This is a genomic window from Terrisporobacter muris (assembly GCF_024621905.1).
GTDB lineage: Bacteria > Bacillota > Clostridia > Peptostreptococcales > Peptostreptococcaceae > Terrisporobacter > Terrisporobacter muris.
Genome location: NZ_JANKBY010000046.1, coordinates 1 through 17309 on the forward strand (window position 1 = coordinate 1; position 17309 = coordinate 17309).

At 31.5% G+C, this 17309-nt stretch carries 18 protein-coding genes; 1 reads left to right on the top strand and 17 read right to left on the bottom strand.

The features are described 5' to 3' along the window. The first annotated feature begins 159 nt into the window (after positions 1-159). Complete coding sequence (locus NSA58_RS05760) at positions 160-1353, top strand: FprA family A-type flavoprotein (protein ID WP_257560234.1); 1194 nt, start codon at positions 160-162, stop codon at positions 1351-1353. A 73-nt stretch (positions 1354-1426) separates the two neighbouring features. Here NSA58_RS05760 and mgsA read toward each other — a convergent pair whose 3' ends face one another. The 17 genes from mgsA to rsxC all read right to left on the bottom strand — a co-directional run bounded on the left by mgsA (position 1427) and on the right by rsxC (position 17189). After that, complete coding sequence (gene mgsA, locus NSA58_RS05765) at positions 1427-1840, bottom strand: methylglyoxal synthase (protein WP_257560243.1); 414 nt, start codon at positions 1838-1840, stop codon at positions 1427-1429. A gap of 49 nt (positions 1841-1889) precedes the next feature. After that, the gene (locus NSA58_RS05770; protein ID WP_257560235.1) at positions 1890-3008 is read right to left on the bottom strand and encodes an FtsW/RodA/SpoVE family cell cycle protein; all 1119 of its coding nucleotides are present in this window, start codon (positions 3006-3008) and stop codon (positions 1890-1892) included. A gap of 96 nt (positions 3009-3104) precedes the next feature. Next, positions 3105-3389, bottom strand: a complete 285-nt coding sequence (gene minE, locus NSA58_RS05775; RefSeq protein WP_039680243.1) for a cell division topological specificity factor MinE — start codon at positions 3387-3389, stop codon at positions 3105-3107. Between the two features lie 15 nt (positions 3390-3404). After that, a complete protein-coding gene (gene minD, locus NSA58_RS05780) occupies positions 3405-4202 on the bottom strand; it encodes a septum site-determining protein MinD (RefSeq protein ID WP_257560236.1) in 798 nt (265 codons plus the stop codon). A gap of 4 nt (positions 4203-4206) precedes the next feature. Beyond that, positions 4207-4914 carry a septum site-determining protein MinC gene (locus NSA58_RS05785; RefSeq protein ID WP_257560237.1) on the bottom strand — a complete coding sequence of 236 codons (708 nt, stop codon included), beginning with the start codon at positions 4912-4914 and terminating at the stop codon, positions 4207-4209. Positions 4915-4976: 62 nt separating this feature from the next. Beyond that, positions 4977-8024, bottom strand: a complete 3048-nt coding sequence (locus NSA58_RS05790; RefSeq protein WP_257560238.1) for a penicillin-binding transpeptidase domain-containing protein — start codon at positions 8022-8024, stop codon at positions 4977-4979. An 11-nt stretch (positions 8025-8035) separates the two neighbouring features. Beyond that, a complete protein-coding gene (gene mreD, locus NSA58_RS05795) occupies positions 8036-8524 on the bottom strand; it encodes a rod shape-determining protein MreD (RefSeq protein ID WP_257560239.1) in 489 nt (162 codons plus the stop codon). 14 nt (positions 8525-8538) lie between these two features. Continuing rightward, positions 8539-9435: a rod shape-determining protein MreC gene (gene mreC / locus NSA58_RS05800; protein ID WP_257560240.1), complete on the bottom strand. Its 897-nt coding sequence runs from the start codon at positions 9433-9435 to the stop codon at positions 8539-8541. Positions 9436-9443: 8 nt separating this feature from the next. Then, positions 9444-10511 carry a rod shape-determining protein gene (locus tag NSA58_RS05805; RefSeq protein WP_277613712.1) on the bottom strand — a complete coding sequence of 356 codons (1068 nt, stop codon included), beginning with the start codon at positions 10509-10511 and terminating at the stop codon, positions 9444-9446. Positions 10512-10540: 29 nt separating this feature from the next. Continuing rightward, complete coding sequence (radC, locus tag NSA58_RS05810; RefSeq protein WP_257560245.1) at positions 10541-11197, bottom strand: RadC family protein; 657 nt, start codon at positions 11195-11197, stop codon at positions 10541-10543. A gap of 22 nt (positions 11198-11219) precedes the next feature. Beyond that, positions 11220-11825 (bottom strand): Maf family protein, encoded by a 606-nt coding sequence (locus NSA58_RS05815; RefSeq protein WP_257560241.1) that lies wholly within the window; start codon positions 11823-11825, stop codon positions 11220-11222. A gap of 243 nt (positions 11826-12068) precedes the next feature. Then, positions 12069-13064 (bottom strand): RnfABCDGE type electron transport complex subunit B, encoded by a 996-nt coding sequence (locus tag NSA58_RS05820; RefSeq protein ID WP_257560242.1) that lies wholly within the window; start codon positions 13062-13064, stop codon positions 12069-12071. A gap of 17 nt (positions 13065-13081) precedes the next feature. Beyond that, on the bottom strand, positions 13082-13657 hold the full coding sequence (gene rsxA / locus NSA58_RS05825) for an electron transport complex subunit RsxA (RefSeq protein ID WP_039680235.1): 576 nt from the start codon (positions 13655-13657) through the stop codon (positions 13082-13084). Positions 13658-13673: 16 nt separating this feature from the next. Beyond that, a complete protein-coding gene (gene rsxE / locus NSA58_RS05830; protein ID WP_039680234.1) occupies positions 13674-14267 on the bottom strand; it encodes an electron transport complex subunit RsxE in 594 nt (197 codons plus the stop codon). Positions 14268-14284: 17 nt separating this feature from the next. Then, entirely contained in the window at positions 14285-14851 is a 567-nt protein-coding gene (locus NSA58_RS05835; protein WP_039680233.1) for an RnfABCDGE type electron transport complex subunit G, read from the bottom strand. Continuing rightward, on the bottom strand, positions 14844-15830 hold the full coding sequence (locus NSA58_RS05840) for an RnfABCDGE type electron transport complex subunit D (protein ID WP_039680232.1): 987 nt from the start codon (positions 15828-15830) through the stop codon (positions 14844-14846). Before NSA58_RS05840 ends, NSA58_RS05835 begins: the two co-directional genes overlap by 8 nt. A gap of 18 nt (positions 15831-15848) precedes the next feature. After that, positions 15849-17189, bottom strand: a complete 1341-nt coding sequence (gene rsxC / locus NSA58_RS05845; RefSeq protein WP_039680231.1) for an electron transport complex subunit RsxC — start codon at positions 17187-17189, stop codon at positions 15849-15851. Positions 17190-17309 lie beyond the last annotated feature (120 nt).

Here is a 17309-nt window from a genome sequence, read left to right on the forward strand (position 1 = left end):
AAATCATTTATATATGCCCAATTTAGTTTTTTTCTTATTTTCTGAGTAAAAAACATAAATAACTAAAATAATAATCTTAATCATATTTTTAGTTTTATTCCGAATCAGATTGGGTATATATAGTTTGTGCTATGATTTTTTATATTTAGGAGGTTTACAATGAGCAGTGTTTTTGAAATTAAACCAGATATATTCTATACTGGTGTAGTAGATAAGGATTTAAAAATATTTGACATTATAATGGAAACAGAATTTGGTACAACATACAATTCTTATCTAATAAAAGATGAAAAAGTTGTGTTATTTGATACTGTAAAAGATTATTTTAAGGATGAATTTTTAAGTAATTTACAAGAATTAGTTGATATTAAGGATATTGATTACGTAGTTATTCATCACACTGAGCCAGATCATGCTGGTTGTTTAAAATATATATTAGATATAAATCCAGATGTACATGTTATATGTACAAATGCTGCAAAGTTATACTTAGGAGACCAAGTTAACAGAGAGTTCAAATGTACTACTGTTAAAACTGGTGATAAATTAAACATAGGTAAGAGAAATCTTGAGTTTATTCAAGCTCCTTTCTTACATTGGGCAGATACAATGTTTACTTATGTTCCAGAAGACAAAGTTTTATTAACTTGTGATGCTTTTGGATGTCATTATTCAAAATATGATTGTAAAGCAATAGATGATGAAGGATACTTAGATTCAGCAAAGTTATACTATGATTGCATAGTTAAACCTTACGCAAAATATGTTCTAGATGCTGTAAATAAAGTTGTTGAATTAGGATTAGACTTTGATACTATATTAACTTCTCACGGTCCAATTTTATCTGAAAGACCAATGGAGCAAGTTACTAGATACGTTGAGTGGTCAAAAGCCGCTTTAGATGAAACTAACCAAGGAGAAATGGCTATATTCTATTTATCAGCTTATACTAATACTTTTGATATGGCTAAAAAGATACAACAAGGTGCATTGTCTCAAGATGTTAAAGTTAAGTTATATGATTTAGAAAAATTATCTTTCGAAGAAATGCATAGGGCTGTATTAAATGCAAAAGTAGTTTTAGTTGGCTCTCCTACAATCAACAGAACTATGGTTAAGCCTATGTGGGATTTATTCTCATCAATAGATCCAATGGCTAACAAAGGAACTATTGCAGGAGTATTTGGTTCTTATGGATGGAGTGGCGAAGGTATTTCTATGGCAGAAAACCTATTTAAAGCTATGGCATTTAAAGTACCTCAACCAGCACTTAAAAAGAAATTCTTCCCAAGTGACGATACATTCAAAGAATGTTTCGATTACGGTGTAGAATTTGCTAGTTATCTTAAATAAAGTTTTATGGCGCCATAGAATTTTATAAAAATAAAAAGGTTAATGTTTTTTATTAACATTAACCTTTTTTATATTATACTCTTTGGCTTGTAGTTTTTCTTACTTCTCTAAAAGAGAACTCTCCCCTATCTAATGCTTTAATAAAAATTTCTGCACTAGCTAAGTTAGTTGCCACTGGCACATGGTAAACGTCGCAAAGCCTAATTAAAGCTTGTATATCTGGTTCATGAGCTTGAGAAGTTAGTGGATCTCTTAAAAAGATTACTAAATCTATTTCTTGATTAACTATAAGTGAACCAATTTGCTGGTCACCACCAAGTGGCCCCGATGCTAATCTATTTATTTTTAGACCAGTTTCATCCATTATTCTCTTTCCAGTAGTTCCCGTTGCATATATACCATACTTTTCTAAAATATGTTCATAACCAATGCAAAATCCTACCATAGTATTTTTCATTTCATCATGTGCTACTAATGCTATATTCATCATAATAAATATACTCCTACATCCCTTTTAATTTATTTTATTGTATCTATTAGAAGTTTATCTTCTTTCTTCTCATATAAATGTTTAGGACTAATCCCAAACTTGCCATAGAAGTTAATACAGAACTTCCTCCATAACTTAAAAATGGCAAAGTAACTCCTGTTACAGGTATTAAAGATACCGTCATCCCAATATTTTGAATAATTTGATACGCAAACATGGACATTACTCCAATTACTACCAGCGCTCCATATTCATCCTTTGATTCTGAAGCTATTTTCAACATTCTGTACAAGAAATATGCATATAAGCCTATTAAGGAAACCATACCAATTACACCTAACTCTTCTCCTACAACTGCAAATATAAAGTCACTATCTTGTATAGGCAGAAAGTCTTCTTGGTTTTGTGTCCCTTTAAAAAGACCTTTACCAGTAAATCCTCCTGAACCTATGGCTATATTAGACTGCATAACTTGATAGTTACCTTGTATACTTGTATCCTCTGGGTGTAGAAAACCTAGTATTCTTGCTTGCTGATAATCATCTATACTTAAATATACAAGAGGAAGAGCTATAATTCCTACTATTATTGCTTTTCTCAATATTTTGTAGTCAATTCCAGCTGTAAATATTATACCTGCAATTATGCAACAAAATACTATTGCTGTACCTAAGTCTGGTTGGGCAATTAGTAAGCCAATTATAGGCGCTGCATACATTAATAGTCTTGTTATATCTTTTAAATTATCCATCCTTCCTTTTTTTAACTCTACAATTTTTGCATAACTTAATATAAAAGTAAATTTCACGACTTCTGCTGTTTGTAAATCAAGTGGTCCAAATGACAATGTCGACATAGCACCACCTCTATTCTTTCCTATTCCAGGAATCAGAACAATTACTAATAATACAACACTTGCAACATACATTTCTTTGTAATATTGTCCTAAAAAATTATAATCAAAAAGAAGTATGAATATAATTACTCCGATTCCTAAAACAAATGCTACACTTTGTTTTATTAATCTCGAATAATCTCCAGTTTGATTTACATGAGTAGCACTACTTAATATAACAATACCAAAAGTAAAAATTACTATAAGTGTTGCAATTAACTTCCAATCCAATTGTTTCAATAACTTTAAACTATTTTTATATTTAACCAATTTGTCACCGTCTTTCTAGTATAGAAATAAACATTAAGTTCTCACGAATTAAATAGGGAATATACCTTAAGTATATCCCCCTTTATTAAGACCAATTTATATCTTTCTGTCTTTTAAATTCTTAAGTGGTATATTTGCAACTAAGGCAGATACTGGTCTGTCTCCGTTCTCACTTCTTGTTTTAGACATTTTTATCTCTAGACCATCTTCTTCTATATCAGCATAGTTAGAAATAACTTTTAATATATCATCTTTAATCATATTTAAAAGTTGTGGAGAACAGTCTACCCTGTCATGTACAAGAACTAATTTTAACCTTTCTTTTGCTACGTTCTTGCTAGTCTTATTTTCACTTGAAAATGCTTTAAAAAGATCAAACATGAATATCCCCCTATTCTATTTAGCTACGCCAAACATTTTTTTGATTCTTCCAAAGAAGTTAGTTTCTTGTTCAACTTCCATTATTGGTATATTATTACCTAATATTCTTTGAGCAATATTTTTATAAGCTTTACCCGCATTTGATTTTGTATCAAGTATAGCTGGTTCACCTTTATTTGTTGATATGATTATACTTTCGTCATCTGGAACTATACCAATTAAGTCTATAGCTAATATTTCGACTATGTCTTGCTTGTCCATCATATCTCCGCGTTTAACCATGTCTTGTCTTATTCTATTAATTATTAATCTAATATCACCAATTTCATTAGCTTCTAATAATCCGATTATTCTGTCTGCATCTCTAACAGCAGATACTTCAGGATTTGTAACAACAATAGCTCTATTTGCTCCAGCTATTGCATTTTTAAATCCTTGCTCAATTCCTGCAGGACAATCTATTATTACATAATCAAAACTTTCTTTTAATTTTTCACAAAGCTGTGACATTTGCTCTACAGTTACAGCATTTTTATCTCTTGTTTGTGCAGCGGGTAATAAGTATAGATTTTCAAATCTTTTATCTTTTATTAATGCTTGTTTTAACTTACATGTTCCCTCTACTACATCTACCATATCATAAACTATTCTGTTTTCTAGACCCATAACTACATCTAAGTTTCTAAGTCCTATATCTGCATCTACCACAACTGTTCTTTTGTTTTCTAAACTAAGTGCTGTACCTAAGTTAGCTACAGTTGTTGTTTTGCCAACTCCACCTTTGCCTGAAGTTATAACTATGACCTCGCTCATTATACTACCCCCTATATATTTCCTTGTTTTTTAAAGTTTTAGGTAAAAAGCTTTCAATAACAATTCTGTCTTTACTCACAAAGGCTATCTCAGGAATAATTTTTTTATCATCCTTAGATTCCTCATAATCATCCTCTGGCGCCTCTGCAATATTATCTGCTATTTGCAATATTTTAGGACATAAACTATTTGCTATAACATAAGCCGAATTGTTTCCTTTGGCTCCTGCATGAACAAACCCTCGTACTTCACCCATTACTACAATATTTCCATTAGCAACTACTTTAGCTCCAGAATGCATATTCCCCATGATAACAACATTTCTAGTGGAACTAACTTGTGAACCAGGGTTCATATCACTCATTACCACAACATCACCATCGAAGACTATATTTTCCCCAGATCTCATAGTATCCACATACTTTGTTTCATAAGTGTTAATATAACTTTCTTTTTCTTCTTCAACAAATTCTATATCAAACCTTGATGTTATAGATTCTTTTATCATCATCATATGAACATCATTTAAATAATCACTATTGATTTGATATATTTTCGCCCCATTAAAAAAACCAACATTTTCTTCTAATCTATCTACTATACTTTGTTTTACTTGTTCAAATGGTGCTACTTTTTTAATATTGATAATAAGCCCTTTTTTATTTCCTTTAAACTCTATAAGCTCTTCTGTGGAATATTTCCTAAAAGACATAACAACCTCCAGAGTGATATTAATTTATTTACTATATTCTTCATAAATATCTTAATCACCTTTTATTTTTTCAATTGTGTCGAAAAATTTATGATATCTTCTCCTGAATTATTGTCATTTCCTTCTGCTGTCTCATCTTTTGTATTACTATTTGTATCATTAGAAGATTTACCACTTAGACCCATGTAATATCCTATAATATCTCTCATAGGTAATGTTGCATAAGTCCCTGAGTTACCTTGTGGTATCATAACACATATCGCTATTTCTGGATCATCAGCTGGTGCAAAAGCTGCTGACCACCCAAAATCACCATATGTTTCTTTAAATGCATCTATATCATCATCAGTTATATTATGATTAAGTTCTTTTATTGCTTTTCTTAAATAAGCTGCATTTATTCTATCATTGTCGTCAGGTAATTTTTCAGAAACACCTTCTTTTAACTCTTGTTCTAGTTCTGCCTTAGTTTCATCATCAATATCTTTACTTTCTAATTGTTCCTTAATTTCAGCAATTCTTGCTTGAGTTAATTCTTTTTCTCTTTCAGCTCTTAATTTATAATATACCTCTAACACTTCATCTTTGTCTACATTATATGATGATAAATGACTCATAAGATACTCATATTCATTATCAGTTGGTATCTTAGTACTTTTTTCGGCTGTACCAGTCTTAGCTGCTATAGAAACATCAAGATCACCTAATATTTTTTTAGCTGTACCTTCTGTTACAACTCTTTTCATACCTATAATTATATCTTTCAAGTTATCATCATCTTTGAAATCTATTTTTTCAGATTCAGTTTCTTTTACTTCTACTTGGCTATAGTCAGATGATATAGATTTTTGAACAACATAAAGTTTATTTAATGTTCCTCCTTTTGCTATTGCCGAAATATATCTAACTACTTGAGCTGTAGTATAAGCATTTTCACCTTGTCCAATAGCTAAGTTAAATGCATCTGATGTAGTCCATTTTGAGAAGTTTAAGTAAGTATACACTATCTCATCTGCTAAAGTTTCTGAATCATCTTCTTTAACTTTAAGTTCTTCTAATCTTTTTAGAACTTCAGCTTTTCCTGGTGTAGTTTCTTCTTCACACCAATTTGCAATTTGCTGAATTCTCGTTGCAAATTCTTCAGGATTTTCATCCTTAGTTATATCTGTAAAGCTATTTTTCATAACTTTATTTAAATATGTTTTTAACATAGATTTTGTAGATTGAATTTTGGCTTCCTCACTAGGCACTGTACCTTCACTTTCAGTTCCTAAATCTTCATATAATCCTGTACGCTCGTCTAAACCAAATAGCTTAGCATATTCCATTACTTCTTCTGGACCTATTTTAGCATTAGGATCAGACCCACCAACTCTATTTTCTCCTGAACCTATAGTATAGAAATAAATATTACAAGATTCTTGTAAAGCTTTATAAAGGTTTGTAACACCATGCTTGCTTCTACTTTTATTCCATACAGCATCACCATAAGATTTTTTTGATGATCCTGAGCCTAGCCAAATAACCCCTGGGTCACTTATGCTATATTCTGGGTTTAAACCATTTTCTAGAGCTGCCATACCTGTAATCATTTTAAATGTTGAACCAGGCTGGAATAACCCTTGAGTAACCAAATTTAATAGTGGTGCAGGAGCAAGTAAGTCATTTGTATTTTCTGGTTGTAAAGCAGCATAATCATCCGATGATATTCCAGATACAAATAAGTTTGGATCATAAGTAGGATAAGATGCCGAAGCTAAAACTTCACCAGTATTTACATCTGTAACTATAACAGCACCTGATTTAGCATTTTTATTTCCACCAGCAACGCTTATATTTCCATAGTCACTTTCATAAACTCCGCCATCACGTAATACTTTAAGAGTCTTTTCTAAAGCTTTTTCTGTTACTTCTTGCAAATCTTTATCTATTGTAAGATATACTGTATCTCCTGAAGTAGGCTCAACAACTTCTAACTCTTCAGTTATATTACCTACAGCATCAACCTTAACTTTTTTATATCCATCCGTTCCATGTAATTTACTTTCTTGTGTTTTTTCTACTCCAGAAAGTCCTACTATATCATCTTTAGAGTATTTTTCTTCTGTATTATTCAAATACTCTTCTTCTTGAGTAGAAGGTATTTTTCCCAAATATCCAAGAATATGTGCTGCTAACGTACCGTTTGGATACGTTCTAACCGGTTCATTGGATACAGATATTCCTGGAAGTTCAAGAGCCATTTCTTTTATAGTTGCTATTGTCGTTTCATTTATATCTGTTGCTATTGTTACTGGTTTATATTTCGTATAGCCTTGAGACTTTATAAGGTCTCTAACTATTAATATTTTTCTAGCTTCTTCATCACTTATGCTAGAATCTATTAAATAATAGTCTCTAATTGCTTTAAATGCTAATTTTGCATTAAGCTGACTAGATTTTAAATTATTTTCTTCCAGCCATTTATCCACTTTGTATCCTTCAAGCCAGTCATTCTTTTCTTTATCTTCTGTAAATGTCCATGTTGATACAAGTATTGGTGGATAGTACCCAGCCTCATTTACTTTTTTTTGTAACTCTGTTGCCTTTAAACTTCTATCTTCTTCCGATAATTTTCCATCAGATATTAATTGATCTACTAAATAATAAAATGATTCTTTAGCATTTAAATCTTGCGGAATATTATTATTTTCCTTATATTGCTTTATATTTTCATCATAAGTATAATAGTATTTCCCATCTTCAATTACTATAGGAAACTCATCTGTATACTTTTCTTCATTTTTTTCTAATAAATTAATAAGTTTTAGAGAAATATTATTTCCTTGTGACTTATCTTCTTTTGTATCATTTTTTGTTAATTTATTGATTGATACTTGAACAGTAAACTGATTTTCATTTCCAGCAAGTAATCTTCCATATCTGTCTCTAATTTCCCCCCTAGCCGCTTTTATAGTAACTTCTTTATATGTTTTATTATCGGCTAAACTTGTATAATAATCATATTTTATTATATTCATATATAAAATTTTAATTATTATAACTAAAAAGGCAAAAAGAAACACATTTTTTATTATCCTACATCTATCATTAATTTTCTTTTCATCCATTAAATCACCAACTAATCTTCTTTAAGTTTTAATATTGATTTATCGAAAGCCTTATATAAGATTAAGGCCATTATACTATTTAAAATTGGTAATATTACTATACCTCTTATCATCAATCTTACAGTAGTAAAACTACTATAAACAACAATAGATGCTAATATATTTAACACAGAACTAAATATAGTTGTTGCTAAAATTAATGTAAATATAGTAACCTTACTTTCTTTGTATATTTTTTTTCTTGAATAACTAATTATGTAGCATATCAAAAAGTAAATTAGACCATTTACCCCAAATATTCCACCAACGCTTATATCTTTTAATAACCCTAATACTGCCCCTATAATACTACTTTCTAGGTCATCTAGGTACAAAGATATAATCGTTAAGAAAATCAAAAGAAAATCTATTGTTACTCCAAATATAGTTATATAATTAGTTATGCTATTTTCTAATATCAGTATAGCTATTCCCAAAAGACAAAGGTAAACTTTTTTCATTGTTGATGTCCCCTCTAGTTTATATTTCTTGGTTCAACGATTACAACATCGTCTATATTTTTGAAATCAACATTTGGTTTTACTATTACATATTTTAATGAGTTATTTTTATCCTCTATTACCTTTCCTACTTTACCTATAACGATTCCCTCTGGGAATATTCCAAGGCCTGATGTCGTAACTACATCACCCGGTAATACATCATAATTAGAGTCAAACATATATCCTTGTAATAACCCATTGTCTCTATAGTCTGTTTTTTCGTCTATATTTTCACCATATGTAATAATCCCCTTAAATTCAGAGTTCTTTGCTAACTTAAAACTTACTGATGATTTTGTATCTAATAAGGAAATAACTTTACAATAGTTTTCAGACACTTCATATACTATACCTACTAGTCCGTTACCATTCATGACTAAACTGTCCTTTTTCACGCCATCTTTACTTCCAGCAGATACAACAAAGCTTGAATACCAGTTTCCATCATTTTTACTAACTACTTTTGCTGATAAAGTTTTAGCAACATATTTTTCATCAACAAAGTTTAATGCGGTTTTTAAACTTTGCAATGATTGAACGTCATCCAATTTATTTTGTAGATCAATTACTTCCTGTTGTAATTTACTATTTTCTTTTTCCAAACTCTCAGCTTTTTTCGCATTTTTTTGGAAATTTATCACATTTTCAAAGCCACTTTTTATAAAGGTAAATCCACTGTTAATACTACTTCCTATGGTAGATATTGCAGTCATTCCTACATTGGTTCCTAGAGGATTACTTCCTCCACTTCTTCCAATAGACATCCCTACAATTCCAATTAAAGTGATAGCAACTACACCTGTTGCTATCACTTTAAAATTAACCTTTTTCTTGTTTTTATTATTATTTTCAAACTTCAAGGTCAGCACCTACTTTATTACTTTTTATTGTTCATCATTAGTACTTTTTCAAATATTTCTGCATCTTCTACTGATTTACCAGTACCTATAGCAACACAATCTAATGGATTTTCTGCTATTTTAACTGGCATTCCAGTTTCTTCTTTAACTAATTTATCAAGTCCTTTAAGTAGAGCTCCCCCTCCAGTTAACATGATTCCATTTTCCATAATGTCTGAAGCTAACTCTGGCGGAGTCTTTTCTAATGTTGATTTAATTCCATCTACTATAGAATTAACTGGTTCTCTTAAAGCATCTCTTACTTCTGATGAAGATATTTGCATAGTTTTTGGAAGTCCAGATATTAAATCCCTACCTCTTATTTCCATTTCAACTTCTTCGCCCTCTTTGTATGCAGAACCTATTCTTATTTTTACCTCTTCAGCAGTTCTCTCACCTATCATTAAGCTGTACTCTTTTTTTACATAGCTAACTATCGCTTCGTCTAGTTCGTCTCCACCTAGTCTTATTGATTTAGCTGTAACTATACCACCTAATGATATTATAGCTATTTCTGATGTACCACCACCGATATCTACTACCATATTTCCTTCTGGCTCTTCTATTCTAAGCCCAGCTCCTATTGCAGCTGCCATTGGTTCTTCTATTAAGAATGCATCTTTAGCTCCAGCTTGTCTTGCAGCTTCTTCTATTGCTCTTTTTTCAACTTCTGTTACACCAAAAGGTACACATATAGCTATTCTTGGAGATACTACTCCTTTTTTAGCTGCAGCTTTTTGTATAAAGTAGCTTAACATTGATTGAGTAACATCAAAATCAGCTATAACTCCATCTTTCATTGGTCTTATAGCTACTATATTTCCTGGTGTTCTACCTATCATTCTTTTTGCTTCTTCACCAACTGCTAAAACTGCTTTACTATCATCCCTTATAGCAACAACAGATGGTTCTCTTACTACTATTCCTTGTCCTTTTATATAAACTAATGTATTTGCAGTACCTAAGTCGATACCCATGTCCTTAGTCATTTTTCCAAATCCAAATAAAGATTTAAAACCTTTTTTTTCCTTTTTTTCTTTAGCCATTCTCATGCACCTTCCTTACTTTATTCTTATTAAATCAACATATTCTCCTTAAAACTGAAATAAACTCCGTCCCCTATTATGATATGATCTATGACCTCTATACCCATAAGTTCACCACAATCTTTCAACCTATTAGTTATACTTTTGTCTTCTTTTGAAGGTTCTGCATTTCCAGAAGGATGGTTATGTAGCAAAATAATTTTATTACTACTTCTTCTTATAGCCTCCCTAAAAACTTCTCTAGGATGAACAAGGGATGAATTTAATGTTCCTATAGAAATGTCCACATCAGTTATTATTTCATTTTTTGTATTTAAAAGAACTACCTTAAAAATTTCTTTATATTGATATCTTAAACTCTCCATATAGTATTTATATATATCCCAAGGATTTTTGATTTTGTATTTTAATGGCTTATAGGATGCTATCCTATTGGCTAATTCTAAAGCTGCCTTGATTTGAAGTGCTTTAGTTTGACCTATACCATTAATACTTTTTAATTCTTCAAAAGTTAAGTCTTGTAAATATCTAATATTATCAGCTTTATCTATTATGGCTTGACCTAGTTGAATTGCATTTAATTCTTTAGTACCAGTTCTTATAAGTATAGCTAATAATTCTGCATCAGATAAACAATTTGCTCCATTTAGAATCATTTTTTCTCTTGGTCTTTCTTCTAATGTCATATCTCTAATTGTCGTTAATGAATTAGAAGACTTTTTCAGATAAATCACCCTCCGTAAAAAGATTTATTTTAAAGTAATCCTTTAAGCAGTCACTTATTTTTGATATTGGAAGTCCTACTATATTAAAATAATCACCTTGAATATTTTTAACTAATAACCCTCCATACCCTTGTATTCCATAAGCTCCAGCTTTATCTAAAGACTCTTTTGTATTTATATAATCTTTTATACATTCTTCGGATAATTCTTTAAAAGTTACTTGACTAACCTCACAATCAATAACTTTTTTGTTTAAGCTTAAATTTATCAAAGCGAAACCAGTAATTACATAATGAGTTTTTCCCGACAATAACTTAATCATATTATATGCCTCTTCTTCATTTCTAGGTTTTCCTAAAATTTGTTCATTTATGACAACAATTGTATCTGCACCAATTACTAGTGAGTCATTATTGCTACTTGCCACATCTAATGCTTTTTCGTATGCAAGCCTCATTACTGTTTCTTTTGGTGATTCATTTGCTTTGATTATTTCATCAATTTGACTTTCTTTTACGGAAAATCTCACCTTAGTATTTCCTAAGATTTCTCTTCTTCTAGGTGATTTCGATGCTAATATTATATCCATTATCTCACCTCACCTCGTACTTTATTTTTGTACTAATTAAGTTTATCATTATATTGTAAAAATTTCAATGTTAATATCGAGTCTTTTAATTACATAATTGTTATATTTATGATTTTTCTTTTAAATAATTATAAAGCTTTTATGGTTTGATTTTGAATAAAAATAAAGGTATGGATTATTTCCATACCTTTATTCTAACCATATTTAGATTATTTTAATATCTATTTTATCTTGCATATTTAACTAGTTTGTTGCTTTAACTTCTTCATCAACTAAACTCATTGCACCTTTTTTACATTTTGGTAAACATAAGTGACAGCCTTTACATTTATCTTGATCAATTTTATGTGCTTGTTTCTTTTCACCTTCTATTGCACCGAACTTACATTGTCTTGCACAAGCAGTACATCCTATACATTTTTCTTCATCTATAGTAACTTTTCTTCTGTCGCTAACATCACCTGATATAACCTTTGTTGGACATTTTGCCACACAGACTTTACATCCTATACACTTTTCTTGATCTATTACTGCAAGCTTGTTATCTAAAGTTATAGCCTCAACTGGACAAACTTTTGCACAAGCTCCACATCCGATACAACCTGCCGAACAGTTTACTTTTACTGCTTTCCCAAATTCATGACTGTTACATTTTACAAACACTTCTTTACTAGCTGGTTTTTCTACTATTAAACCTTTTGGACATGCTTCTTTACATTTTCCACAATTCACACATTTTTCTTCATCTACTACTGCTACTCCATTTTCTATTTTAATAGCATCAAATTTACATACAGATACGCATGTTCCAAATCCTAAACATCCTGCACTACAAGCTTTTGACCCACCAATTAAAGCTGCCGCCGCTCTACAATCTTTTAAACCTTGATGTTCATATTTATCTTTTGCTTTGTCACATGTACCACTACATTTTACTGCTGCTACCATTCTTTCTCCACTATCTGCCGCTACACCCATTATTTCTCCAACTTTGGCAGCTACATCTGCTCCACCAACTGGACATCCATTAACTGGCGCATCTCCTTTTGCTATTGCAGCTGCTAATCCTCCACATCCTGGGAATCCACAACCACCGCAGTTTGCTCCAGGAAGTACTGCAAGTATTTTTTCTTCTTTTTCATCTACTTCAACGGCGAATTTTTTAGATGCATAGGCTAGTATTGCTCCGAATATTAATCCTAATCCACCTAAAAGTAAAATTGCTTTTATTATACTCACAAAATCACCCCCCTATTTTATAATTGTATTAATCCTGTGAATCCTAAGAAAGCTATTGACATTAAAGCTGCTGCTATTAATGTTATTGGGTACCCTTGGAAACTTTCTGGTATATCAGCTAATTCTAGTCTTTCCCTTATTCCTGCGAACAATACTATAGCTAGCGTAAAACCAACACCTGCACCTGTACCATTAATCAATGTAGCTACTAAATTATAATTATTTTGTACATTGACTAATGCAATACCAAGTACAGCACAGTTAGTTGTTATAAGTGGTAGATATACACCAAGTGCTTGATATAATGCCGGACTCATCTTTTTTATAACCATTTCAACAAACTGAACTATGGAAGCAATTACTAAAATAAAAGCAATCGTTTGTAAATATCCAGTTGATGTTATATTAAGTATTTTTTGTATAAAATACGTGATTACAGATGCTAATGCTAAAACAAAGGTAACTGCAACCCCCATACCTACTGCCGTATCTATTTTCTTAGAAACACCTAAGAAAGGACATATACCTAAGAATTGTGATGTTATAACGTTATTAACAAGTACAATACTTAGAAATAATAATATATAATTCATATGACTTCCCCCTTAATTACGCTTTTTTCTTTACTACTTTATTAAATAGTGCCATTAAGAAACCTAAAGTTAAGAATGCACCTGGAGGTAGTATAAATAATAAAGCTGGTTGATAAGAAGCACCAAATATACTTAAACCAAATATTGATCCTGCCCCTAATAATTCTCTAACTGCCCCTAATATTGTAAGGCCTAAAGTAAATCCAAGTCCCATTCCTATACCATCAACTGCAGATTCCATTGGTCCATTTTTAGATGCGAAACTTTCTGCACGAGCTAATATTATACAGTTAACAACTATTAACGGAATATATAATCCAAGAGCTTGATCTAGTGCTGGCACAAAAGCTTTTAAGACCATTTGAACTATTGTAACAAAAGTTGCTATTACAACTATAAATGCTGGTATTCTTATTTTATCTGGTATTACTTTTCTAAGTAATGATATAGCTATATTTGAACATGCTAAAACTATTGCTGTTGAAAGACCCATACCTATACCATTTATTGCAGAACTTGTTACAGCTAGAGTCGGACACATACCTATAACTTGAACAAAGGTTGGGTTTTCGTCTATAATACCATTTTTAAATATCTTTCCTAGACTCATAATGTTTTCCCCCTATCCTATTTACTGATGCTATCATATACTTCTACTGCTGCATTAACTCCAGTTGTTACAGCCTTAGATGTAATAGTAGCTCCTGATATTGCTTGTATTTCTGTTTCTCCTGCAGCCCCACTTTTTATAACACTAAGCTCTGTAGCTGGTTTTCCTGCATATTGACCATAAAAAGCCTCTTCTTGAGCTTTAGCACCAAGGCCTGGAGTCTCAGTCATGTTTCCTATATTAACTCCTGATATACTTCCATCTGCTTTTATACCTACCATAAGTTCAATTTCTCCACCATATCCTTTTGGAAGAACTTTGATAGTGTATCCTGATACATCAGAACCATTTAATCCTTCATAAACTTCTACTACCTCTACATCAGAAACACTTTTATATTTACTATTATCTAAAAGTTTAAATTCACTAGCATCTGAAAGTACAGTTTTTCTTGCTTCATTATTAGCTTGTTCATTTCTTTGTTCTATCAAAGGAGCTGTAATTTGGTTTGTTCCAGCTAAAAGACCTGCTGCAACTGCACAAATAACAAATAAGTTTAATCCTAATTTTAATATGCTATTCACTCTTAGCCACCTCCCCAAATACTCTGTTATTTACAAATTTATCTATTAATGGAGTAACAACGTTAGCTAATAATATTGAATATGAACATCCTTCTGGATATCCACCATATAATCTGATTACTGTTGCAATTACACCTGCTAAAACAGCATATATAATTTGTCCTTTTTTCGTCATTGGTGATGTAGTATAGTCAGTTAACATGAAGAATGCACCTAACATAACACCACCAGCTAAAATTTGGAACATTGCGAACTCAAGATTGAATCCACCTAATAAGAAACTTAATATAAATATTGTACCTAAATAACATACTGGCATGATATATGAAATTATTCCTTTATAAATTAGATAAACCCCACCTAGAAGTATTAAAATCGCACATGTTTCACCTATGCAGCCACCTATATTACCTAGTGCCATGTCTACTAACGACACTCCACTTTCTTTTAATGGTTCAAGCCCAGCTGCTCCTGCTTTTAAAAAGCTAAGTGGTGTTGCAGTTGATACCGCATCTAAACTTCCACTACTCACCCAGTTTACTCCTGTTTTTGTCCAAGCTGTCATAGCTACTGGGAATGATGCAAGTAAGAAAGCTCTACCTGCAAGGGCTGGGTTAACAAAGTTATTCCCAATTCCTCCAAATACCATTTTTACAACTATTATTGCAAATGCCCCACCTAATATACACATCCACCATGGAAGTGCTGCTGGAACGTTAAATGCAAGTAATAATCCTGTTACTACTGCAGAAAAATCTCCTACAGTACTTTTTTGTTTAGTTATTTTTTGCCATAAAAATTCTGACCCAACTGTACCCAGTATACAAAAGAACATTACAAATAATGCATTAATTCTAAAAAAATACACTGCAGCAAGCGCTGCTGGTACAAGGGCAAGTACTACTTGTTTCATTATATAAGACGTATCTTCATTGCTTCTAATATGAGGTGATGATGATACAATAAATTTGTTTTCCATATTATTTCCCCCTAACTATTATTTGTTAGCCGCTTGTTGTTTTCTTCTCATAGCTTGAATTTGTCTTTTAGCATTTCTTATAGATTCTACTAACGGTCTTCTTGCTGGACATATAAATGAGCAAGATCCACATTCTATACAATCAAGGGCTCTGTGTTCAGCCGCTCTTTCAAAGTCACCTTTTAAAGAATTAGCACTTATATATAACGGTTGTAAAAATGCTGGACATACATCTGTGCATCTACCACATCTTAAACAGTTACTTGGCTCATCTATTTTGGCTTCTTCTTCCGATATACATAGTATCCCTGAAGAACCTTTGTTAGTAACTATATTTGTTGTATATTGAGTCATACCCATCATAGGTCCACCCATTATAAATTTACCTACTTTTACATCTTCTTTAAATCCGCCACATTGATCAATTATTTCAGAAACTACTGTACCTATTTTTGTTATTAAGTTTGCAGGTTCTTTTATACAACTTCCTGTTACTGTTGTAATTCTTTCTATTAACGGTAGTCCTGTCTTAATAGTTTTTGCTATTTGAGCTGCTGTTCCAACGTTATCAACCACTGCCCCTGCAGCTGATGGTAAAGCCCCCGATGGAACTTCTCTTCCCGTACAAGCATATATTAATTGTTTTTCTGCCCCTTGAGGGTATTTTATTTCAAGTCCTACAACTTCTACTTCAGGAAATTCCTTAGCAGCTGATGTCACAGCTTCTATAGCATCTGGTTTATTGACTTCTATACCAATATAACCTTTTTTGACATTTAACGCTTTCATTATTACTCTAATGCCAAGAACAACGTCTTCTGGATTTTCTACCATAAGTCTATGGTCAGCTGTAAGGTATGGTTCGCATTCCGCACCATTTAAAATAACAACATCAATCTTTGTATCTGGTGGTGGTGATAATTTAACATGAGTTGGGAATGTTGCTCCACCCATTCCAACAATTCCTGCTTCTTGGATATATTTTATAATATCCTTTGAGTCTAATGTTTCTAAATTCCCTTTTGGTGATATACTTTCATCTAATTCTTCTTTAAAGTCATTTTCTATTACAACACAAAGTCCTTTTCCTCCTGGAATTTCATGTTGTTCTATACCAGTAACTTTTCCTGAAACAGATGAATGTATATAAGTTGATACAAACCCTTGAGGTTCACCAATTTTTTGTCCTTTTTTTACCTCATCTCCTACTTCAACTATAGGCTTTGCTGGCGCTCCTATGTGTTGTTGTAGAGGTATATAGACTACTTTCGGAGCCTCTGCTTTTCTTAAAGCTATTTGATTTGTATACTCTTTATTATATGGAGGATGTATTCCTCCTTTAAATGTTAAGAGCTTCATTTTACTACCTCCCCAAACTGTTTTTAACTTTTCTGCTATTAACTATAGTATACTATAAATTTTTTAAAAGTTAATAATTGTTAAAAAAATATCCTAATTTTAGTAATTATAACACTCATT